The organism is Nonomuraea aurantiaca, from assembly GCF_020215705.1.
Lineage (GTDB): Bacteria > Actinomycetota > Actinomycetes > Streptosporangiales > Streptosporangiaceae > Nonomuraea > Nonomuraea aurantiaca.
In genome coordinates this window covers 344,746-365,270 of record NZ_JAIWNB010000004.1, presented here as the reverse complement: position 1 = coordinate 365,270, position 20,525 = coordinate 344,746, and the positions used below count along the sequence as shown (strand labels likewise).

Sequence of the window (20,525 nt, the reverse complement as noted above, 5' to 3'; positions counted from 1 at the left end):
CGACAAGGTCAAGCGGTGACGGTTCGTCGTGGCTGAGGTCCTTTGAGGGGGAGAGGAAGGACGGAGTTCCGGCGAACGGTCGTGGGTGCCGCGCTAGCGGGGCCGGAGCAGTGGTACCAGGGCGAGCCCGGCCACTGCGGCGGCCGTGATGACCACCGGCGGCGCGAGCAGCTGGGCGGCCGAGCCCGCCACGGCGAAGCCGATGCCCTGCCAGAACATCAGTCCCGCGGTCTGGATGCTCAGCGCCCGGCCCACCACCTCCTCCGGGGCCGCGTCCATGAGGAGCTGGTCCAGGCCCAGGTGGTGCGCCAGACCCATGCCCGACAGCACGATCAGCCCGACCGCGAGCGGCAGCCCGGGACGCAGGCCGAAGGCGAGTTGCGGCAGGAACATCAGCAGCACCAGCGGCACGACCAGCCGCAGCCGGCGGGCGGGCGAGGGGATCCACAGGCACAGCACTTCACCCAGGACCGTGCCGACCGGCAGGGCCGACATGAGCAGCCCCAGCCCCACCGTCCCGAACCCCGCCAGCTGGGCGTACGGGGCCGCCAGCGCCTCGGGTGTCACCCCGATGGCGGGCACGGCCCAGCCGAACACCAGGACGCGGCGCAGCCGTACCAGCCGGAAGACCCGCCCGAGTCCCGCCAGCGAGTCGCGTACGAGCGAGAGTGACCGGGCCGAGGCGGCGGCGGGACGGGCCTCGACCCCCACGGCGAGCAGCGCGGCCGACACCAGGAAGGCGCCCGTGTTGAGGAGCAGGGCGGCGCGCGGGGTCAGCGCGATGAGCAGCAGCCCGCCGAGCGCGAACCCGCCCACCTGCGCGGCCTGCGCCACCAGCCGGAACAGGCTGCGGCCCGCGATGTAGACCTCGCCGCCGAGGACGCGCGGCAGAACCGCGGCCCGCGCGCCCGCGAAGACCGGGGCCACCAGGCCCATCCCGAACGGTCGCCGTGGCCTGTCCCGGACCACGGCGACCGTCGATCAGTAGGCGTATCGCATGCCTGGTCACCTCCCCAGCTCGACGGGCAGCGTCCGTACCCCGCGCAGGGTGCCGCTGTCCCACATCACCGGCTCGGCGCACGGCCTGACGGCCGGATAGTCGCGAGCGAGCTCCGTGAACAGCGCCCTGGTCTGCATGGCGGCGACACCGGCCCCCAAACAGGCGTGCAGTCCGCGGCCGAAGCCGAGGTGGGGATTGGGGGTACGGTCCAGTCGAAGGGCGTCGGGGTCGGAGAACGCGGCGGGGTCGCGGTTGGCGGCGCCGATGATCAGGGTCACGCCCTCTCCCTTGCGGACCTTCCGGCCGCCGACTTGGGCGTCGGTCAGGCAGCCGCGGGCAAGCACCTGCACCTGGCTGGTATAGCGAATCAACTCTTCAACCGCTAAATCGGGATTTTTGGAGAATTCGCGGAGGCTGCCGGGATTGTCAGTCAGGGCCAGGAGTGAGAGCGTCAGCAACCGGGCCGATGATTCGAAGCCGGCGTGGAAGATGGAGCGGAGCGAATTCAGCAGCAGGCGGCGGTGGACACTGGCGCTGGGTAGCTTTTTACTGATATATGCGAACATGCCGTCCGGGCGATGTTCGACCATCCAGCGTTCCATTAACGCGTCGAGTTCGGCCCGCGCGGCCAGGCCCGCCGGTATCACCTCGGGGCGCAGACCGCCGTCCATGGTGTCGATGACAGGTGGGGAAACGGAGTGGAGCCAGTCGAGATCCGGGGGATCCACTCCCAGCACCTCACAGATCGTCTCCACGGTCAGCGGGATGGCCAGCCGGTGGACGAAGTCGAACTCGGTGCCCGCCAGCGCCGCCACGTGCCGCCGTATCCGCTGCTCGGTACGTACGGCCAGCGCCGCGTGGTCCTGGGCCCGGTAGGCGGCGGTGAGCAGCCGCCGCACGGGCGGGTGGTCGGGCGGATCGACGGTCTGCAGCATGACCAGCTCGGCGGGCGTCCGCTCGCCGAGCCGCCGCCAGTCGGAGGTGAAGCGGTCGAGCCCTTTCAGTACGGCGGCGCAGTCGGCATACCGGGTGAGCACCCAGGTGCCGAGTTCGCCATACCAGAAGAACGGCTCCGTTTCCCGCCAGGCGGCATAGACAGGTGCTGGATTCCGGAGTATTTCCGGTTTTAGTAGGACACGGAGCGAATGCGGAAAGGGACTTTCCGTCGACACTAAGTCTCCATAAATCGATAAAATTGCTCCAAACAATTGATTTAGCCGGTGTGACAATAGATGAGTAAGAAGGGATAGTCAACAGTGCTTTAGTCGCACGGCCGTCTCGCGTGGCGGACGGGGGCCCGTTGACCCGCGCGCGCAGACTAGGCTTGTCACGCATGCCAGCCGACCGACGAGAGAGATCATGAAGACCTTCGAAGAGCTGTTCGCCGAGCTGTCAGAGAAGGCACGCACCCGGCCCGCGGGTTCGGGCACCGTGGCCGCGCTCGACGCCGGCGTCCATGCCATCGGCAAGAAGGTCGTCGAGGAGGCCGCCGAGAGCTGGATGGCCGCCGAGCACGAGTCGAGCGACCGAGCCGCCGAGGAGATCTCCCAGCTGCTCTACCACGTGCAGGTGCTCATGCTCGCCAAGGGCATCGGGCTGGACGAGGTGTACAAGCATCTCTAGGGCGTCCGCGCCCGTCAGCCCGTACACCTAACAGCCCGCGAGACATCAAGGACACCACGGACATGTTGCGTCTGGCCGTACCCAACAAGGGCGCGCTCAGTGAGGCCGCCCAGACCATGCTCAAGGAGGCCGGCTACCGGTCCCGCAAGGACAGCAAGGAGCTCGTCGTCGTCGACGAGGACAACGGTTGCGAGCTGTTCTTCCTGCGCCCGCGCGACATCGCGGTCTACGTCGGCGAGGGCACGCTCGACGCCGGCATCACCGGCCGGGACATGCGCGTCGACTCCGGCGCCCCCGTCGAGGAGATCATGCCGCTGGGCTTCGGCGGCTCCACCTTCCGGCTGGCCGCCAGGGCGGGTGCCATGACCTCGGTCAAGGACCTCGACGGTCTGCGCATCGCCACCTCCTACGCCGGGGTGCTCGGCAAATACCTGTCGGAGTCCGGTGTCGACGCCCGCGTCATCAAGCTCGACGGTGCGGTCGAGACCGCCATCAGGCTGGGTGTCGCCGACGCGGTCGCCGACGTCGTGGAGACCGGCACCACGCTGCGCAACGTCGGCCTGGAGGTGTTCGGTGAGCCGATCATGCGCTCCGAGGCCGTGCTGATCAGGCAGCAGGGCAACGGCGCGGACGCCGGCGTCGAGCAGCTCGTCCGCCGCCTGCAGGGCGTCGTGCACGCCCGCGACTTCGTGATGATGGACTACGACATCCGCGCCGAGCGGATCGAGGAGGCCATCGCGCTCACACCCGGCATGGAGGGGCCCACGGTCTCGCCGCTGCACCGCGAGGGCTGGGTCGCCGTCCGCGTGATGGTCCGGCGGCGCGGGCACCAGCAGGTGATGGACCAGCTCTGGGAGATCGGGGCAAGGGCCATCCTGGCCACCGACATCTACGCCTGCCGCCTCTGAGATCTGTCCGCTAGGTGATGTCCCGTCCGGGAATCACCTAGCTGTGGGTGACGAAACGCTTGCTCGTAGTTATATCCCGTTCTGTGATGCCGCCGCCCTGCAGGCCTGGGCGGCGTTGCAGCGCGGCAACCGGCGCTGGGCGGCGGGCGCGTCCCGCCGCCCCCGCCAGGACCCCGCCCGCAGGAGGCAGGTGGCGGCGGGGCAGTCTCCCTACGCGGTGGTGCTGTCGTGCATCGACTCGCGGGTGCCGCCCGAGGTCGTCTTCGACGCCGGGCTGGGCGATCTGCTCGTCGTCCGTACGGCGGCGCACACCGTCGACCGGCTCGTCACCGCGGCGGTCCAGTACGGCCCGCAGGACTTACGCGCCAGGCTCGTCGTCGTCCTGGGACACCAGCGCTGCGGCGCCGTCACCGCGGCGGCCAGGGCGCTGCGCGAGCGGGAGGCACTGCCCGGAGAGCTGCCCAGCATCGTCGCCGCCCTCGAACCCGTCTACACCGGCTCCAGCGGTGAGGTGGACGACGGTGAGGTGGACGACATGGTTCATGCGCACATCGTACGGACGGTGTCGGTGCTGAGAGCCGACGTCCTGTTATCCGGCAAGGCCACCGTGGTCGGCGCCTACTACAGCCTCGACACGGGCCTGGTGCGGCGCGTCGCCTGACAAATGTCACCGCCAACCCTGGAGGTAACGCACTAACCCGGAAAGATCCACCGCCCTAGCGTTGATGCCATGAACGCCATCGTGTTCGACCACGTCAGCAAGGACTACGGGGACGTCCTTGCCGTCGACGATGTGTCCCTCTCGATAGAGCCCGGCAAGACCGTGGCCCTGCTCGGCCCCAACGGCGCCGGCAAGTCGACCTCCATCAACATGCTGCTCGGCCTGCTGCGGCCCTCCAAGGGGACGGTCAGCGTGTACGGCCGCACACCCCGCCAGGCCGTCGCGGCCGGCCAGATGGGCGCCATGCTGCAGAGCGGCCAGCTCATCCCCGAGCTGACGGTCAAGGAGCTCATCGACCTGATCCGCAACCTGTACCCCCAGCCGCTGGACCTGGAGGAGATCCTCAAGCTGGCCGACCTCACCGACCTGGTGAACCGGCGCGCGAACAAGCTGTCGGGCGGCCAGTCCCAGCGCGTCAGGTTCGCCCTGGCGATCGCGGGCGCGCCCAAGACGCTGCTGCTGGACGAGCCGACCGCGGCCATGGACGTGGAGTCCCGGCTGCGGTTCTGGGAAAGCATGCGCGCGTACGCGGCGGGCGGCCGGACCGTGCTGTTCGCCACGCACTACCTGGAGGAGGCCGACGAGCACTCCGACCGGGTGATCGTCATCGCCAGGGGCAAGGTGGCGGCCGACGGCACCGCCGCGCAGATCAAGGCGGGCGTCGGCGGGCAGGTCATCCGCTTCACCCTCGGCGAGCAGCCCGCGGCCGGGCTCGACCTGCTGCCCGGCGTCACGGCGGTAGAGATCGCCGCGGGCACGGCCACGCTGCGTACCTCCGACGCCGACGCGACCCTCGCCGGGCTCTACCGGGGCACCACGCTCGACGTGCGCGGCCTCCACCTCGCCGGCGCCGACCTAGAGGACGCCTTCCTCGCCCTCACCAGGGAGTCCTGATGCTCTACTACGCCAAGACCGAGGCGCTGCGGATGCTGCGCAACCGCCGATACATCATCTTCGTGGTGCTGTTCCCCGTCGTGTTCTACCTGATCAACGCCAACATCTACGGCACCCAGACCGACTCGGCCGGCGTGCGGATGAGCACCTACCTGCTGGTGTCGATGGCCGCCTACGGCGCGCTCGCCTCGTCCATGATGAGCTCGGCCGTGCCCTGGGCGCAGGAGCGACAGTCCGGCTGGCTGCGTCAGCTGCAGATCACTCCGCTGCCGAGCTGGGCGATCATCGTCACCAAGCTCGGCGCCGCGATGGTCCTCGTGCTGCCGTCCCTGCTGCTGGTCAGCGTGGCGGCCGTGCTGCAGCAGGGCGTGTCGATGCCCGCCGGCCAGTGGGTGGCGCTGCTGCTGTCGCTGTGGGTGGGCGCGATCCCGTTCATCGCGCTCGGGTTGTTCATCGGCTCCCTGCTGAGCGCCGACGCCGCCCAGCCCGCCGCGATGATCTGTATGTTCGCCCTGTCGCTGCTCGGCGGCCTCTGGTTTCCCATCGACGCCATCGGCGGCACGATGCGGACCATCGCCGGCTTCATGCCCTCCTACCACTACGCCAGCCTCGGCTGGAACGTGATCGCGGGCCACGGCGTGTCCATGTCCGACGCGCTGATCGTGGTGGTGTGGGGGATCGTGCTCGGCGGCGCCGCCGCCTACGCCTACCGGCGGGCTACTGTTCGGGCATGAGTTGGACCAACAGGTTCACCTTCGGCGGGACGGGTGAGACCTCGTCCCGCTACCGGCGGCTGTACGGGATCTCCTTCGGAATGGTCTACCTGTTCCTCCTGGTGGCGGAGATCCTGAGCGGGGAGTTCCACGGGGCCAAGGCCGTCTGGGCGTGGCTGTCTCTGATCGCGTTCGTGATCTCGTACCTGGCGACCGTCGTGAGCCCGCGCAGCATGACGGAGCGGTCGCGGTCGACGTACCCGCTGCTCGCCCTCACCACGGCGCAGGCGGTGGTCGGCGCGTTGGTCTTCGGCGGCGGCTGGCTGGCCCTGCCCATATACGTCACGGTGCTCTTCGCCATGATCCTGCCGCCCCGGCGGGCGGGCTTCGGCATCGCCGGAATGCTGGCGGTCGTCGTCGGCTGCGGGTTGCTGCACCATTCCGACGGCACCACCCTCCTCATCCTGGGGCTGGAGGTGGTCACGCTGGGCATGCTGTTCATCGGCGTACGCAACACCAGGCTGCTGGCCGGGCAACTTCGCGAGGCGCAGGGCGAGGTGGCCCGGCTCGCCGCGGCGGACGAGCGGCTGCGCATCGCCCGTGACCTGCACGACCTGCTCGGCCACAGCCTGTCGCTGATCGTGCTCAAGAGCGAGCTGGCCGGGCGGCTGGCCGAGGACTCGCCGAAGGTGCTCCAGGAGATCCAGGACATCGAGTCCGTCGCCAGGAAGGCGCTGACGGAGGTGCGCGAGGCCGTCACCGGCTACCGGCAGCGCAGCCTGCCGGAAGAGCTCGACAACGCCAGGACCGTGCTGCGGGCGGCGGGCGTGGAGCCGCTGGTGCGGGTCTCGGGCACGCCGCTGCCCGGCCTGCTCGACGGCCTGTTCGGCTGGGCGGTGCGCGAGGGCACCACCAACGTCGTACGGCACGCGCGGGCGCGCAGCTGCCGGATCGAGGTGACGTACGACGGCGAACACGCCATCCTGGAGATCATGGACGACGGGCGGGGCGAGGAGCCGTTCCGGCTCGGCAGCGGTTTGCAGGGGCTGACCGAGCGGGTGCGGGAAGCGGGCGGGAACGTCGAGGTGGGACCGGGAGCCAAGGCGGGCTTCCGGCTGCGGGTGCTGGTCCCCGTGGGAGCGGCGGCGTGATCCGCGTGATCCTGGCCGAGGACCAGGCCATGGTGCGCGGCGCCCTGGCGTCGCTGCTCGGCCTGGAGCCCGACATCGAGGTCGTCGGCGAGGCGGCCGACGGCGAGGCGGCCGTGGCCGTCGCGGTCCAGCAACTGCCTGACATCGCGCTGCTCGACATCGAGATGCCCGTCATGGACGGCCTCAGCGCGAGCGCCAAGATCACCTCACAGGTGCCCGGCTGCCGGGTGATGATCCTGACCACGTTCGGCCGTCCGGGTTACCTGCGAACCGCCATGGAGGCGGGGGCGGTGGCCTTCCTGGTCAAGGACAGCCCGGCCCGGGAGCTGGCGGCGGCGATCAGGCGCGTGCACGCGGGGGAGCGGGTCATCGACCCGGGCCTGGCGGCGGCGGCGCTCAGCGCGGGGCCCAACCCGCTGTCGGTGCGTGAGCGGGACGTGCTGGCCGCCGCGGTGGACGGCTCGACCATCGGCGACATCGCCCGGCACCTGCACCTTTCGGAGGGCACCGTACGCAACTACCTGTCGTCGGCCATCCAGAAGACCCATGCCCGCAACCGCATCGAGGCGGTCCAGCGCGCGAAGTCACAGGGTTGGCTCTGAGGTTCTAATAACGCAGCCAGCTCGCAGAACAGCACGCTGCCCGCCATCGCTTTGCCCGGCTTCCCAGTGCCCGCCCGCGCGCCGCCCGGCAGTGCGTGCTCCCCGCGGCGGGTGATCGGCCAGCGCGACAGTACCGCGCAGGGCAGCGGGCCCGAGGAGTGCGCCTCGTGGTAGCCGAGACCCGTCACCTGGCCCGCCCACTCCTGCATGGTGATCACATCGGGGTCGAGCTCCCCGACGAGCTTGCCGATGCCCGCGGACCGTTCGGCGTGCGGGCCGTACTCGCCCCAGACGTTCCAGGTCAGCACGCGCATGGTGGTCTCGATCAGCGGCCCGTACGGCTGGGCCCAGTCCATGTAACCACTTTTATCCTGTATTGATCATCCTGCCCAGGCCACGTGCCGGATGAGGTCCGACACCCGGACGATGCCCAGGCAGCGGTTCAGCTCGTCGGTCACCACCAGGTCGTCGTAGATCACCGATATTTCGTTCGGAGTTCCCGGCCCGGGGGAGGGGTGGGCGCGGACCCTGGTCGGCTGGCTTTCTGGCAGGCGGGCTCCAGTCGGCCTTCCGGCACGTGGGCTCCGGTCTCCTGGTCCCCGGTCGGCTAGCCTTCACCCATGAGTGCGCGACCGGCGAAGGGCGGCGGCCGGTGGGTGTCCGTGGTGCCCGAGCGCGTACACCCGTGGATCGACGGCTTCGCCGACCGGCACGGTCCGTTCGAGGCCACCGGTGACGAGCTGGTCGTGCGCCTGGTGGCCGCCGACGGGGCGCTGGCGGAGCTGCACGTGCCCTTCCCGCCCCTGCAGCTCGGCCCACCGTACGTGACCAGGCTGGTCACCCACGCGCGGGCCGAGCGGCGCGTGGGGGTGATCCTGGTACGGATGGGCGGCTACGCGACGGGCATGTTCCATGGGTCGCGGCTGGTGGTGTCCAAGGTCGGGTCCCGCCTGGTCCAGGGGCGTACCGCGGCGGGCGGCTGGTCGCAGCAGCGCTTCGCCAGACGCCGCCAGAACCAGGCGGACCAGGCCTTCGAGGCGGCGGCCGAGACCGTGTTGCGCGTCCTGTCGCCGTGCCTGGGCGAGCTGGACGCGGTCGTGCTCGGCGGCGACCGCCGGGCCGTGGACACGCTGCGCGCCGACCGGCGCCTGGCAGGCCTGCTGGCGCTGGAGACGGAGCCGTTCCTCGTCGTCCCCGACCCGAAGCTGGCCGTACTCAAGGACACGCCCGCACTGTTCCGCGCGGTACGCATCCGTGTGGTGGACCCACCCACTACGGGCGGGGAGTCGTAAGCGGTACGCATCCAGGTCGTGCGCGGGGCCGCGTCCTGACGATCTCCGAGGCGACGGAGAGGGAGCATGACCGACCTCAAGGCCACGTCCGCCGGGGGAAGTGGTGAGCCCTGAAGGCCCGAGTGGTGACCCTGAGGACACGTCCGTCGGGGGAGCACTGACCGTGAGGGTATCTTCGCCGGAAGATCGGTGTCTTGAGTCGATTCAAAAAGATCATGAGTAAGGCTATGATAAGCCGCGTTCAACTATGGAGCGGCCTCGTGAGGATCAATGTCGACCACGAACATCAAGGAGGTCGCGCAGCGGGCACGCGTCTCCGTGGGCACCGTGAGCAACGTGCTCAACCGCCCCGAGATCGTCTCACCCGCCACGCGTAAGCGCGTCTTCGACGCGATCCGCGAGCTGGGTTTCGTCCGCAACGAGGTGGCTCGCCACCTGCGGGTCGGCCGCAGCCGCACGGTCGGCCTGATCGTGCTCGACGTGGCCAACCCGTTCTTCGCCGACGTCGCGCAGGGTGCCGACGCCCTGGCGGACGAGCACGACACCATGGTGGTGCTGTGCAACAGCGCCGCCGACCCGGCCCGCGAGCTGCGCCACCTCGACCAGCTCGAACAGCAGCGGGTGATGGGCATACTGATCACGCCGGTCGACGCGAGCAGTCCGAGGCTGGCGGAGCTCGCCGCCAGGGGCACGCCCGTGGTGCTCGTCGACAGTGCGGCCACCGGGCTCCAGTGCTCGGTGGCGGTCGACGATCGGCTCGGCGGTCACATCGCCGGAGTCCACCTGATCGAGCGGGGGCACCGCAAGATCCTGTTCGTCGGCGGGCCGCGGTCGATCAAGCAGGTGGGGGACCGGCATTTAGGGATCATGAGCGCCGTCTCCGAGGCCCGGGACACCGAGCCGGGCGGGGGAGTCGAGCCCGGCGGCGGGCCGGGTGGCGGGGTCGAGCTGGTCGCCTGGTTCATGCCCGCGCTGAGCGTGACCCACGGGCGGATCGCGGGTGAGCGCGTGGCGGCGCTGCCCGTCGAGGAGCGGCCGACGGCCGCCTTCTGCGCCAACGACCTGCTGGCCCTGGGGTTCCTGCAGGCCATGGCCGCGCACGGGCTGCGGGTGCCGCACGACATGGCGATCGTCGGCTACGACGACATCGACTTCGCCGCGGCGGCGACCGTGCCCTTGTCGTCGGTCGGCCAGCCACGCGAGCTGCTCGGGCGTACGGCCATCGACCTGCTGCTGGAGGAGGTGGCGGAGCCCGAGCTGCACCGGCACCGGCAGGTCATCTTCCAGCCGGACCTGGTGGTGCGGCAGTCCAGCGACCTGCACAGGAGCCCACCTTGACGGAGATCTACCGCAACCCGCTCGCCGGCCCCGACGACCTGGCGGGATTCCGCCTGGAGGGGGATGGCGCGACGACGTTCCCGATGGGGCGGATGCGGCTGGAGAGCCTCAGACCGCCCGCCGACGGGCAGGCGGCCAACGTGGTGCTGTGGTGCCCCGAGGACCTGCCCGCCGACGTACGGATCGAATGGGACTTCTGGCCGGTCAGGGAGCCGGGGCTGTGCATCATGTTCTTCCATGCCCGCGGCCGGGGTGGTGAGGATCTGTTCGACCCGGGCCTCGCGCCGCGCAGCGGTCCTTACGAGCAGTATCACCACGGCGACATCGACGCCTACCACGTGTCCTATTTCCGGCGGATGTGGCCGTCGGAGCGCGCTCTGCACACCTGCAACCTGCGCAAGAGCCACGGGTTTCACCTGGTCACGCAGGGCGCCGACCCGCTGCCCGCGGCGCTGGACGCCGCCGGGCCGTACGCCGTGCGCCTGGACGTCCTGGGCGGCGAGATCACCTTCTCGATCAACGGTGTGGTCTCGTTCCGCTGGACGGACGACGGGAGCGTCGGCGGTCCCGCGCTGCGCGGCGGCAAGATCGGATTCCGGCAGATGGCCCCGATGATCGGGGAGTATGCGAATCTGCGGGTTTCACGTCATTGACATTGAGTCGATTCAACACTAATTTCGCACCAACCGCCGTTCACCCGTATGAAACGGACAAGGAACGGCGGCGCAACACTCCACCCCCGTGTCCGCGCACACGCCACGAGAAGGTGGTGCCGGATGAACCATCCCGCCACGTCGATCAGGATTCAGGCTGCCTGCTCAGAGCTCATCTGGGCGGCCCGGCTGAACCTCCTCTGGATCGTGTTCACCCTCCTGGGTGGCGTGATCCTCGGGCTCGGGCCCGCCACCGTCGCCGCCTACACGCTCGCCCGGCGGCACAGCCAGGGTGAATCGTTTCAGGCTTGGCCGGAGTTCTGGACCGTCTACCGGCGGGAGTTCGTCCGCGCCTCGCTGCTGATCCTGCCGGTGGCGGTGCTCGGCACCATTCTCGTGGGCAACTACCTGTACTTCTCCGCTCTCGGACCTGGTTCGGAAGCGTTGCGGATCGCGACCTTGGTGGCGATGGTGGCGCTGGCCGGGGTGGGGACCTATCTCGGGCCGCTCTACGCGCACTATGAGCTACCGCTGTGGGCCTACCTGCCCAAAGCGTCGCTGTTAGCGCTCACTCGGCCGGCCTCGTCAGTGGTGCTGCTGTTCGCGCTCGCAACCATCGTCTTCGTGACCTCGGCGGCGCCCGTTCTCACCGCGGTGATCAGCATCGGTGCGTGGATCTATCTCAACACGTGGCTCTGCCTGCGTTTCTTCGAGGAGAACGAGGCGCGCCTGCATTCGAAAGGGAACTCATGAGCGCATCTCGTCGCCGGCTGATCGCCGGTGCACTAACGCTGACGGCGGCGCTACTCGCGTCCGCGTGCTCCAGCGGCGGTGGGGGGAGTGAGGCCGACAGCGGCACGGTGACCATGATGGTCCCGCTGTTCGGCACGGCCCCCGACCCCAAGGGCGAGATGCAGCAGGCGGTCGAAAAGCTCGTCGGCAAGAAGCTCCAGATCACCTGGGTGCCCAACGCCGACTACAACGACAAGACCAACGTCACGCTGGCCTCGGACAAGATGCCGCAGATCATGGTCATCCAAGGCGACAAGACCTCGTCGTTCGTCCGCGCCGCCCAGGCTGGGGCGTTCTGGGACCTGACCGACAAGCTGGACAAGTATCCGAACCTGAAGAACCGGGACGCGCAGACGGTCCGGAACTCCTCCACCAACGGCAAGATCTACGGTCTCTACCGGATCCGTCCCCTGCTCCGCTCGGCCGTAGTGATCAACAAGCAGTGGATGGACAAGCTCGGGCTGAAGACGCCTGAGACCGTCGACGACCTCTATGACATCGCCAAGGCGTTCACGGAGAAGGACCCCGATGGCAACGGCAAGAAGGACACCTACGGACTTATCATCCCGAAGTGGCCGTCCCCGCAGTACGCCAGCTCCAGCCCGTACGACGTGATCGAGACCTGGTTCGGCGCCCCGAACGGCTGGGGTGAGCGAGGCGGCAAGCTCGTCCCCGGCTTCGACACCCCCGAGTTCGTCGAGGCGAACAAGTTCGTCAAGAAGATGGTCGACGAGGGCTTGGTCAACCCCGACTACGCCACCCTCGACTCGGCCAAGTGGAACGACCCGTTCATCCAGGGCAAGGGCGGCATCATCATCGATGTCAACGTCCGCGGCACCAACCTCCTCGACCTGCTCAAGGAGCAGGACCCCAACGACTTCGACAAGGTCCTCACGGTCGGCAACCTCAAGCGCTCGGACGGCAAGAAGTTCTCCTCCCCGTTCACCGGCTACAACGGCGTCATCGCCATCCCGCGGCAGAGCGTGCAGACCGAGCAGCAGCTCGATGAAGTGCTGACGGTCCTGAACAAGATGGCCTCCAAGGAGGGCGGGATCCTGCTGAGCAACGGGCTCGAGGGCCGCAACTTCAAGGTCCAGGACGGCTACGCCGCCCGCGTCAACCAGGACGACCCCAAGGTCAAGCAGATCCAGCAGGACGTGGACAAGGCGTTCATCCAGCTCGGCACCACAGCCAGCGTCGGCCTCGGCGCCTACCCGGACCTGTACCCGGACAAGCCGCACCAGGACCAGGTCACGCTGCGCACCAAGCTGGCCGAAGAGGACCTGAAGACCGCCGTGCACAATCCGGCGCTCCCGGTCATGGCGCCCACCACCATCGCCAAGGGCCAGACCCTCGACCCGATCATCACCGACGCCCGGATCAAGTTCATCTCCGGCGCGATCGACGAGGCGGGGCTGAAGGCCGAGATCAAGCGCTGGTACGACAACGGCGGCACCCAGATCGCCGCTGAGACCAACGACCTGGTCTCCAAACTCGGCAACTGATCTCGCCCAAGGGGCCCGGGACACTCCCGGGCCCCTTCTGTGAAAGGAGGTGGCTGTGGCCACCGACCTGGCGCCGCCTCCCGTGAAGGCGGCCACCAAGCCCGGGCGTCCCCGCGAGAGGCTGACCTTCCGGACCGCCATGCTGCGTTACCGCTGGCTGTACCTGATGCTGCTGCCCGGTCTCGCGTACTTCGTCGTCTTCAAGTACCTGCCGATGTACGGCGTGACCATCGCCTTCCAGGACTTCCTGCCGTTCCTCGGCTACTCCGGCAGCCCGTGGGTCGGCTTCAAGCACTTCGAGGAGCTGTTCAACGGGCCGGACTTCGGCCGCCTGATGTTCAACACGCTCATCCTGGCGCTGCTGACGGCGGTCTTCGTCTTCCCCGCGCCGATCATCGTCGCGCTTATGCTGAACGAGCTGCGGCACAGCGTGCTCAAGCGGTCGATCCAGTCGCTGGTCTACATTCCGCACTTCTTGTCTTGGACGATCGTTGCCTCGCTGACGTACCTGCTGTTCTCCGTGGACTTCGGGGTGATCGCCACCTTCTTCCACGAGCTGCTCGGCGGCAAGAAGGTCGACTATGTGGCCCAGCCCGACTGGTTCCGGCCGATCATCGTCTTCCAGCTGCTGTGGAAGCAGACCGGCTGGGGCACGATCATCTACCTGGCCGCGCTCGCGGGCGTGAACACCGACCTGTACGAGGCGGCCCGCATGGACGGCGCCGGGCGCTTCCGGCAGTTCTGGCACATCACGCTGCCCGCGATCCGGCCCACGATCGTGGTGATGGCCGTCCTGACCTCGGGTCACCTGCTCGACACCGGTTTCGAGCAGATCTGGCTGATGACCGGCGCGCTGAACCGCTCGTCGGCGGACGTGTTCGACACCTTCGTCTACTACATGGGCATCACCCAGGGCGCCTTCAGCTACTCCACGGCCGTCGGCCTGTTCAAGGGACTGGTGGGCGTCCTCCTGATCTTCGGCTCCAACTGGCTGGCCAAGCGCCTCGGCCAGCGTGGACTGTTCTAAGGAGCGCTTGAATGCCCAACCAGTCGCCCACACACCAGCACACGCTCAGCAGCCGCGTGTTCGATGTGCTCAACATCGCCGTGCTGCTGTTCCTGGCGCTGATCACGATCCTGCCGCTGCTGTACGTGCTGGCCGGGTCGTTCGCCTCGGAGGCGGAGATCGCCTCGCGGCCGTTCTTCCTGTGGCCGGAGAAGTTCGTCACCACCACTTACGAGTACATCTTCGACTCGGGCACGTTCGTCCGGGCACTGCTCACCACGATCTGCGTGACGGCGGTGGGCACGGTGGTGCAGGTGCTGCTGACGTTCACGATGGCCTACCCGCTGGCCAAGCGGTACCTGCCGGGACGGACACTGGTCCTGAACCTGGTCATCTTCACGCTGGTCTTCACCGGCGGCATGATCCCCACCTACCTGGTGGTGCGGGACCTGGGGCTGCTCGACAGCTACTGGGCGCTGATCCTGCCGTTGGCGATCAATCCGTTCTATCTGATCATCGTGAAGAGCTTCTTCCAGGAGTTGCCGCAGGCGCTGGAAGAGGCGGCGCGCATCGACGGCTGCAACGAGATGGGCGTCTTCTTCAAGATCGTGCTGCCTCTGTCGAAGCCGATCATCGCGACGTTCTCGCTGTTCTACGCGGTGGGCATCTGGAACGACTACATGTCGCCGCTGCTGTACATCGACGACTCCAAGAAGTGGACGCTGCAGGTGCTCGTCAGGCAGCTGACCAGCCCTGACGCCCAGAACGCGATGGCCATGCTGGAGTCGGTGTTCTTCCCCACCCAGGGGCTGAAGTTCGCGGTGGTCGTCATCGCGACGCTGCCGATCCTGTTCTTCTACCCGTTCCTGCAGAAGCACTTCTCCAAGGGCGTGCTGCTCGGGTCGGTCAAGGAGTGACCCGCACCGTGCTGCTGGCGGGTGACTCGACGGTCGCCTCCTGCCCGGCGTTCGAGGCGCCGATGTCGGGCTGGGGCGCGCAGCTCGGCGCCCATGTCGGCGGCCCGGTGCGCAACTTCGCCAAGGGCGGCGCCACCACGGCCAGCCACCGGGCGGAGGGGTTGTGGGCGGCGCTCCTGCGGGAGGCCGCCCTCGGCGACGTCGTGGTGCTCCAGTTCGGGCACAACGATCAGAAGGAGCCTGACCTGCCGTACCGCGACAACCTGCGCGCCTTCGTCGAGGAGGCGCGTGGGGCGGGGGCGCTGCCGGTGCTGTGCACGCCGGTGCAGCGGCGCAGGTTCGACGGCGAACGGCTGGTGCCGACGCATGGCGGCTATCCCGGCCAGGTGCGCGAGCTGGCGGCGGCCGAGGGTCTGCCGCTGATCGACCTGACCGCCGCGACCACCGAGCTGTACGAGCGGCTCGGTCCCGAGGGCTCCAAGGCCCTGTTCACCCATTTCGCGCCCGGCGAGCACCCGCTCTATCCCGATGGCGTCGCCGACGACACCCACTTCTGCTTTCGCGGCGCCGACGAGGTGGCGGCGATCGTCGCCGGGCGACTCAAGGAGATCTGTTGACCACGCTGAACTGGCTCGACCACCCCAAGGAACAGGGCGTGACCTGGGGGGTCCCGTGGGCGCGCGGCACGGTGGAGCGCGACTCGCCGTTCGCGCTCACCGATCCCGAGGGCCGCGCGGTGCCGGTGCAGAGCTGGGTGACCGCCACCTGGCCGGACGGGTCGGTCAAGTGGTCGGCGCACGCGATCGCGCCCCAGGCCCGGCCCGCCGCGTCGTACGAGCTGACGGTGGCGCGGCCGGCCGCCGACCAGGGCGAGCTCACGGCGGCCCAGCCAGGCGCCGACCAGGACAACGCGGCAGGAGTGAACGCGGCAGGACTGCCGGAGCGGTCCGTCACCGTCGTCCGTGAGGACGGCGTGCTGCGGGTGAGCACCGGACCCGTCACCTGGACGATCGAGGAGGCGGGTGACACGCTGGCCCGCTCCGTCTCCCACGGCTCCCGCGAGATCGCCAGGGACGTCCGCCTGGTCAGCCTCCACCAGGACGGCCCCACCCCGGACGAGGGCGGCACCGTCACCCGCGAGCAGGCCACGGGCATCGTCCGCGAGGTCACCGTCGAGCAGGACGGACCCGTCCGGGCCGTGGTCCGCCTGACGGGCGACCACGGCGGGCGGCTGCCGTTCACCGTCCGCCTGTACTTCTACGCGGGCGCCGAGGACGTGCGCGTCATGCACACCTTCGTCTGGGACGGCGACCCGGAGCGCGACTTCCTGGCCGGGCTCGGCCTGCGCGCCGACGTGGTCATGCGCGACGAGCTCCACGACCGCCACGTACGGCTGGCCGGGCAGGACGGCTTCCTCACCGAGGCGGTACGCGGCCTGACCGGGCTGCGCCGCGACCCCGGAGAGGACGTGCGGCGGGCCCAGGTCGAGGGCAGGCCGTGCGGCCCGATCGGCAACCCCGAGGTGGCCGATCGCCTGCACCTCATCCCCGCCTGGAACGACTACACCCTCGACCAGACCTCGGCCGACGGCTTCACCCTGCGCAAACGCACCGCCGACGGCCACGCCTGGGTGACCGTCCCATCGGGCACCCGCTCGGCCGGGTACGGCTACCTCGGCGGCGCGAGCGGCGGCCTCGGCTTCGGCCTGCGCGACTTCTGGCGGCTGCACCCGGCCCGGCTCGACGTCAGAGGCGCCGCCACGGATCTGGCCACCGCGACCGTCTGGCTCTGGTCGCCCTCCGCGCCCGCCATGGACCTGCGCTTCTACCACGACGGGATGGGCCAGGACACCTTCGCCGAGCAGCTGGAGGGCCTGGAGATCACCTACGAGGACTACGAGCCGGGCTTCGGCCACGCCCAGGGCATCGCGCGTACCCACGAGCTCACGCTGCGCGTCCACGACGCCACGCCGTCATCAAAGTCTCTGGCCGGGCACGCGGACGCGATGAACGAGCCCGCGCTGCTGGCCGCCGCCCCGGAACGCGTCCGCGAGGCGGGCGTGTTCGGCGACTGGGCGCTGCCGGACCGCTCCACCCCCGCCCGTGCCGAGATCGAGGACCGGCTGGACCTGCTGTTCGACTTCTACCGGCGCGAGTGGGAGCAGCGCAGGTGGTACGGGTTCTGGGACTACGGCGACGTCATGCACACCTACGACGCCGACCGGCACACCTGGCGCTACGACGTCGGCGGCTACGCGTGGGACAACTCCGAGCTCTCGCCCGACCTGTGGCTCTGGTACCAGTATCTGCGCACGGGACGGGCCGACGTCTTCCGCTTCGCCGAGGCCATGACCCGCCACACCGGTGAGGTCGACGTCTATCACCTCGGCCGCTGGAAGGGCCTGGGCACCAGGCACAACGTGCAGCACTGGGGCTGCAGCGCCAAGCAGCTGCGCATCTCCAACGCCGCCTACCGGCGCTTTCTCTACTACCTGACCGCCGACGAGCGCACCGGCGACCTGCTCGACGAGCTGGCCAGGCCCGAGGAGACGTTCCTCGTGATCGACCCCACGCGCAAGGTGCGCGAGGACGTCTACACCCCCGATCCGTCCGCCCTGGCGGTCGGGCTCGGCACCGACTGGGGCGCGCTCGCGGCGGCCTGGCTCACCCGGTGGGAGCGGTACGGCGACGAGCACGCCAAGGACCGGCTGCTGGGCACGATGGCCGGCATCGGGGCGCTGCCACGTGGATTCCTGACCGGCGAGGCCCGCTTCGACCTGGCCACGGGCCGGTTCGACACCTCGCGGGACCAGATCTCCGTCTCCCACCTGTCGTCGGTCTTCGGGCTGCCCGAGATGTGCTCCGAGCTGATCGCGCTCGATCTGGACGTCCCCGGGTTCGAGCAGGCGTGGCTGGACTACTGCCGGCTCTACCTGGCCTCCGCCGAGCGGCAGGCCGCCGAGGTGGGCCGGCCGCTGAGCGGCATCTCGCTGGTGCAGGCGCACAGCCGCCTCGCCGCGTACGCCGCGGCCCGCTCGGGCGACGCCGGGCTGGCGGACCTGGCCTGGCGCAAGTTCTTCCTCGACGAGGGCGACCAGCTCAACCGCAACCCCCTGCAGCGCGAGCCGGACTGGCGCCTGACCCGCGTCGAGGGGCCGCACGTCCTGGCGCACGTGCTGGAGGCGCCGTTCGTCTCCACCAATGACGCCGCCCAGTACGGCCTGGCCGCGATCCAGAACCTCGCGCTGATCGGAGACCACCTGCCGGGGGATTAAGCGGAGGTGGGGCTCCCGGCGAGGGCTCTACACTGATCTGTATGCACACTCCCGATTGACCGGCGTCCCCCCACGCCCACCTCTTCTTACCCCTAGCTCGGGAGTGTTCCGTCAATCATGATCATCGCCAGTGACATCGAGCTGCGCGCGGGCGCGCGGCTACTCATAGAGAACGCCTCGTTCCGGGTCAATCCCGGCGACAAGATCGGGCTCGTCGGCCGCAACGGCGCGGGCAAGACCACGCTGACCAAGGTGCTGGCCGGCGAGGGCATGCCCGCCAGCGGCACCGTCACCACCAGCGGCGCCGTCGGCTACCTGCCGCAGGACCCGCGCACCGGTGACCTGCAGGTGCTCGCCCGCGACCGCATCCTGTCGGCCAGAGGGCTCGACGAGGTCCTGCGCAAGCTGCGCGAGGCCGAGCTCGGCATGTCCTCCGCCGACGTGCGCACCCGCGACAAGGCCGTCAAGCAGTACGGCCGGCTCGAGGACCAGATGCACGTGCTCGGCGGCTACGCGGCCGAGTCCGAGGCCGCCTCCATCGCCTCCAGTCTGGGCCTGCCCGACCGGGTCCTCGGGCAGCCACTGGAAACGCTTTCAGGCGGCCAGCGAAGGCGCGTGGAATTGGCACGCATTCTTTTCAGCGGAGCGGAAACTCTCCTTCTTGACGAGCCGACAAACCACCTAGATGCGGACTCAATCGGGTGGCTTCGTGATTTTTTGCGATCGCATCAGGGCGGCTTGGTGATCATCAGCCACGACGTGGGCCTTCTTGAAGCGACGGTCAACAAGGTGCTGCACCTCGACGCCAACCGCAGTGTGATCGACCACTACAACGTCGGCTGGAAGGCCTATCTGGCGCAGCGCGAGACCGACGAGAAGCGCAGGAAGCGCGAGCGGGCCAACGCCGAGAAGCAGGCGGGCGCGCTGCTCTCGCAGGCCGACAAGATGCGGGCCAAGGCCACCAAGGCCAAGGCCGCCCAGGACATGATGCGCCGCGCGCACCGGCTGCTGGCCGGCACGGAGGAGGAGCGCCAGAGCGACAAGGTCGCCAAGCTGCGCTTCCCCGAGCCGCTGCCCTGCGGGCGCACCCCGCTCACGGGTGCGGGCCTGTCCAAGTCCTACGGCTCGCTGGAGGTCTTCACCGACGTCGACGTGGCCATCGACCGAGGTCACCGGGTCGTGATCCTCGGGCTCAACGGCGCGGGCAAGACCACGCTGCTGAGGCTGCTGGGCGGGGTCGAACAGCCCGACAGCGGTGAGATCAGGCCCGGCCACGGCCTCAAGCTCGGCTATTACGCCCAGGAGCACGAGACGCTCGACGGCGAGCGCACCCTGCTGGAGAACATGCGCTCAGCCGGTGGCGAGTTCACCGACACCGAGTTGCGCAAGGTGCTGGGCTCCTTCTTGTTCTCCGGAGACGACTCCGACAAGCCGGCGGGCGTGCTGTCCGGCGGCGAGAAGACCCGGCTGGCGCTGGCCATGCTGGTCCTGTCGAGTGCGAACGTACTTCTGCTCGATGAGCCCACGAACAACCTAGATCCAGTCAGCCGCGAGCAAGTTCTGAACGCTCTGAGGTCATATTCAGGAGCCATCGTGCTCGTCACTCATGATGAGGGTGCCGTTGACGCCTTGTCACCGGATAGGGTGATCTTGCTACCAGACGGAACTGAAGACGCGTGGAGCGAGGAATTTTCCGATCTTGTGGCACTTGCCTGATCTTAATTTGGGTGGGTACGGATCTTTTCCCGTGGAGTAGGTAGCCGATCCCGCTGAAATGACTGATCATGGCGGAGTAACGCTGCGGAAGTCCGGCACTACAGGAGGTACTCGTGGCCGAGACACTGAAGAAGGGCACCCGGGTAACCGGGGCCGATCGTGAAAAACTGGCCGGCGATCTCAAGAAGCGCTACGCCGCGGGCGAGAGCATCCGCGCCCTGGCCGCTTCGACCGGTCGGTCTTACGGGTTCATCCACCGCATCCTGAGCGAGTCCGGTGTGACTCTGCGCGGGCGCGGGGGAGCGACCCGAGGCAAGTCCAAGCGCTGACGGCCGCCTCGGAACGTGCGACCGCAGCCGCTCGTCCCAAGTCAGCCGCCGTCGCGCCCGAGTCCCAGAATGACATTCTGTAGGCTCGGGC

The 20,525-nt window shown here is 69.0% G+C and carries 21 protein-coding genes; 18 read left to right on the top strand and 3 right to left on the bottom strand.

What is annotated here, in order from left to right; all coding sequences use genetic code 11:
* Window positions 1-93: 93 nt before the first annotated feature.
* Together LDL49_RS13565 and LDL49_RS58335 are read right to left on the bottom strand one after the other, a co-directional pair.
* A complete protein-coding gene (locus LDL49_RS13565) occupies window positions 94-927 on the bottom strand; it encodes an MFS transporter (protein ID WP_225291362.1) in 834 nt (277 codons plus the stop codon).
* A gap of 78 nt (window positions 928-1,005) precedes the next feature.
* A complete protein-coding gene (locus LDL49_RS58335; RefSeq protein ID WP_225291361.1) occupies window positions 1,006-2,037 on the bottom strand; it encodes a cytochrome P450 in 1,032 nt (343 codons plus the stop codon).
* 322 nt (window positions 2,038-2,359) lie between these two features.
* Here LDL49_RS58335 and LDL49_RS13555 point away from each other — a divergent pair, with 322 nt between their 5' ends.
* The 7 genes from LDL49_RS13555 (at window position 2,360) to LDL49_RS13525 (ending at window position 7,612) form a co-directional block, all read left to right on the top strand.
* Window positions 2,360-2,623, top strand: a complete 264-nt coding sequence (locus LDL49_RS13555; protein WP_214636287.1) for a phosphoribosyl-ATP diphosphatase — start codon at window positions 2,360-2,362, stop codon at window positions 2,621-2,623.
* Window positions 2,624-2,685: 62 nt separating this feature from the next.
* The gene (gene hisG / locus LDL49_RS13550; RefSeq protein WP_225291360.1) at window positions 2,686-3,531 is read left to right on the top strand and encodes an ATP phosphoribosyltransferase; all 846 of its coding nucleotides are present in this window, start codon (window positions 2,686-2,688) and stop codon (window positions 3,529-3,531) included.
* 43 nt (window positions 3,532-3,574) lie between these two features.
* The gene (locus LDL49_RS13545; RefSeq protein WP_225291359.1) at window positions 3,575-4,192 is read left to right on the top strand and encodes a carbonic anhydrase; all 618 of its coding nucleotides are present in this window, start codon (window positions 3,575-3,577) and stop codon (window positions 4,190-4,192) included.
* A gap of 69 nt (window positions 4,193-4,261) precedes the next feature.
* On the top strand, window positions 4,262-5,146 hold the full coding sequence (locus LDL49_RS13540) for an ABC transporter ATP-binding protein (RefSeq protein WP_225291358.1): 885 nt from the start codon (window positions 4,262-4,264) through the stop codon (window positions 5,144-5,146).
* A complete protein-coding gene (locus tag LDL49_RS13535; RefSeq protein ID WP_225291357.1) occupies window positions 5,146-5,880 on the top strand; it encodes an ABC transporter permease in 735 nt (244 codons plus the stop codon). The genes LDL49_RS13540 and LDL49_RS13535 overlap by 1 nt, the downstream gene beginning before the upstream one ends.
* The gene (locus tag LDL49_RS13530) at window positions 5,877-7,010 is read left to right on the top strand and encodes a sensor histidine kinase (protein ID WP_225291356.1); all 1,134 of its coding nucleotides are present in this window, start codon (window positions 5,877-5,879) and stop codon (window positions 7,008-7,010) included. Before LDL49_RS13535 ends, LDL49_RS13530 begins: the two co-directional genes overlap by 4 nt.
* Entirely contained in the window at window positions 7,007-7,612 is a 606-nt protein-coding gene (locus LDL49_RS13525; RefSeq protein WP_225291355.1) for a response regulator transcription factor, read from the top strand. Before LDL49_RS13530 ends, LDL49_RS13525 begins: the two co-directional genes overlap by 4 nt.
* Here LDL49_RS13525 and LDL49_RS13520 read toward each other — a convergent pair.
* A complete protein-coding gene (locus tag LDL49_RS13520; protein WP_225291354.1) occupies window positions 7,528-7,968 on the bottom strand; it encodes an endonuclease/exonuclease/phosphatase family protein in 441 nt (146 codons plus the stop codon). The genes LDL49_RS13525 and LDL49_RS13520 overlap by 85 nt on opposite strands.
* Before the next feature lie 264 nt (window positions 7,969-8,232).
* Between LDL49_RS13520 and LDL49_RS13515 the strand changes: the two genes are divergently transcribed.
* The 11 genes from LDL49_RS13515 (at window position 8,233) to LDL49_RS13465 (ending at window position 20,434) form a co-directional block, all read left to right on the top strand.
* Window positions 8,233-8,904: an acVLRF1 family peptidyl-tRNA hydrolase gene (locus tag LDL49_RS13515; protein WP_225291353.1), complete on the top strand. Its 672-nt coding sequence runs from the start codon at window positions 8,233-8,235 to the stop codon at window positions 8,902-8,904.
* A gap of 270 nt (window positions 8,905-9,174) precedes the next feature.
* Entirely contained in the window at window positions 9,175-10,242 is a 1,068-nt protein-coding gene (locus LDL49_RS13510) for a LacI family DNA-binding transcriptional regulator (protein WP_225291352.1), read from the top strand.
* Window positions 10,239-10,895 carry a DUF1961 family protein gene (locus LDL49_RS13505; RefSeq protein ID WP_225291351.1) on the top strand — a complete coding sequence of 219 codons (657 nt, stop codon included), beginning with the start codon at window positions 10,239-10,241 and terminating at the stop codon, window positions 10,893-10,895. The genes LDL49_RS13510 and LDL49_RS13505 overlap by 4 nt, the downstream gene beginning before the upstream one ends.
* Before the next feature lie 144 nt (window positions 10,896-11,039).
* Complete coding sequence (locus LDL49_RS13500; protein WP_308016119.1) at window positions 11,040-11,648, top strand: YesL family protein; 609 nt, start codon at window positions 11,040-11,042, stop codon at window positions 11,646-11,648.
* The gene (locus LDL49_RS13495) at window positions 11,645-13,192 is read left to right on the top strand and encodes an extracellular solute-binding protein (protein WP_225291349.1); all 1,548 of its coding nucleotides are present in this window, start codon (window positions 11,645-11,647) and stop codon (window positions 13,190-13,192) included. Before LDL49_RS13500 ends, LDL49_RS13495 begins: the two co-directional genes overlap by 4 nt.
* Before the next feature lie 55 nt (window positions 13,193-13,247).
* Window positions 13,248-14,219, top strand: a complete 972-nt coding sequence (locus LDL49_RS13490) for an ABC transporter permease (protein WP_225291348.1) — start codon at window positions 13,248-13,250, stop codon at window positions 14,217-14,219.
* Between the two features lie 11 nt (window positions 14,220-14,230).
* A complete protein-coding gene (locus tag LDL49_RS13485; RefSeq protein WP_225291347.1) occupies window positions 14,231-15,115 on the top strand; it encodes a carbohydrate ABC transporter permease in 885 nt (294 codons plus the stop codon).
* Window positions 15,112-15,732: a rhamnogalacturonan acetylesterase gene (locus LDL49_RS13480; RefSeq protein ID WP_225291346.1), complete on the top strand. Its 621-nt coding sequence runs from the start codon at window positions 15,112-15,114 to the stop codon at window positions 15,730-15,732. The genes LDL49_RS13485 and LDL49_RS13480 overlap by 4 nt, the downstream gene beginning before the upstream one ends.
* Window positions 15,729-18,389: an exo-rhamnogalacturonan lyase family protein gene (locus tag LDL49_RS13475; protein WP_225291345.1), complete on the top strand. Its 2,661-nt coding sequence runs from the start codon at window positions 15,729-15,731 to the stop codon at window positions 18,387-18,389. Before LDL49_RS13480 ends, LDL49_RS13475 begins: the two co-directional genes overlap by 4 nt.
* A 117-nt stretch (window positions 18,390-18,506) precedes the next feature.
* The gene (locus LDL49_RS13470; protein ID WP_225291344.1) at window positions 18,507-20,105 is read left to right on the top strand and encodes an ABC-F family ATP-binding cassette domain-containing protein; all 1,599 of its coding nucleotides are present in this window, start codon (window positions 18,507-18,509) and stop codon (window positions 20,103-20,105) included.
* A gap of 113 nt (window positions 20,106-20,218) precedes the next feature.
* Window positions 20,219-20,434 (top strand): helix-turn-helix domain-containing protein, encoded by a 216-nt coding sequence (locus LDL49_RS13465; RefSeq protein ID WP_020547488.1) that lies wholly within the window; start codon window positions 20,219-20,221, stop codon window positions 20,432-20,434.
* Window positions 20,435-20,525 lie beyond the last annotated feature (91 nt).

What these genes read in the sequence shown, in the direction of transcription:
- LDL49_RS13520 (WP_225291354.1), bottom strand. Translation starts at nt 7,968, where the DNA reads ATGGACTGGGCCCAGCCGTACGGGCCGCTGATCGAGACCACCATGCGC.
- LDL49_RS13535 (WP_225291357.1), top strand. Translation starts at nt 5,146, where the DNA reads ATGCTCTACTACGCCAAGACCGAGGCGCTGCGGATGCTGCGCAACCGC.
- LDL49_RS13515 (WP_225291353.1), top strand. Translation starts at nt 8,233, where the DNA reads ATGAGTGCGCGACCGGCGAAGGGCGGCGGCCGGTGGGTGTCCGTGGTG.
- hisG (WP_225291360.1), top strand. Translation starts at nt 2,686, where the DNA reads ATGTTGCGTCTGGCCGTACCCAACAAGGGCGCGCTCAGTGAGGCCGCC.
- LDL49_RS13530 (WP_225291356.1), top strand. Translation starts at nt 5,877, where the DNA reads ATGAGTTGGACCAACAGGTTCACCTTCGGCGGGACGGGTGAGACCTCG.
- LDL49_RS13495 (WP_225291349.1), top strand. Translation starts at nt 11,645, where the DNA reads ATGAGCGCATCTCGTCGCCGGCTGATCGCCGGTGCACTAACGCTGACG.
- LDL49_RS13510 (WP_225291352.1), top strand. Translation starts at nt 9,175, where the DNA reads ATGTCGACCACGAACATCAAGGAGGTCGCGCAGCGGGCACGCGTCTCC.
- LDL49_RS13485 (WP_225291347.1), top strand. Translation starts at nt 14,231, where the DNA reads ATGCCCAACCAGTCGCCCACACACCAGCACACGCTCAGCAGCCGCGTG.
- LDL49_RS13470 (WP_225291344.1), top strand. Translation starts at nt 18,507, where the DNA reads ATGATCATCGCCAGTGACATCGAGCTGCGCGCGGGCGCGCGGCTACTC.
- LDL49_RS13555 (WP_214636287.1), top strand. Translation starts at nt 2,360, where the DNA reads ATGAAGACCTTCGAAGAGCTGTTCGCCGAGCTGTCAGAGAAGGCACGC.
- LDL49_RS13540 (WP_225291358.1), top strand. Translation starts at nt 4,262, where the DNA reads ATGAACGCCATCGTGTTCGACCACGTCAGCAAGGACTACGGGGACGTC.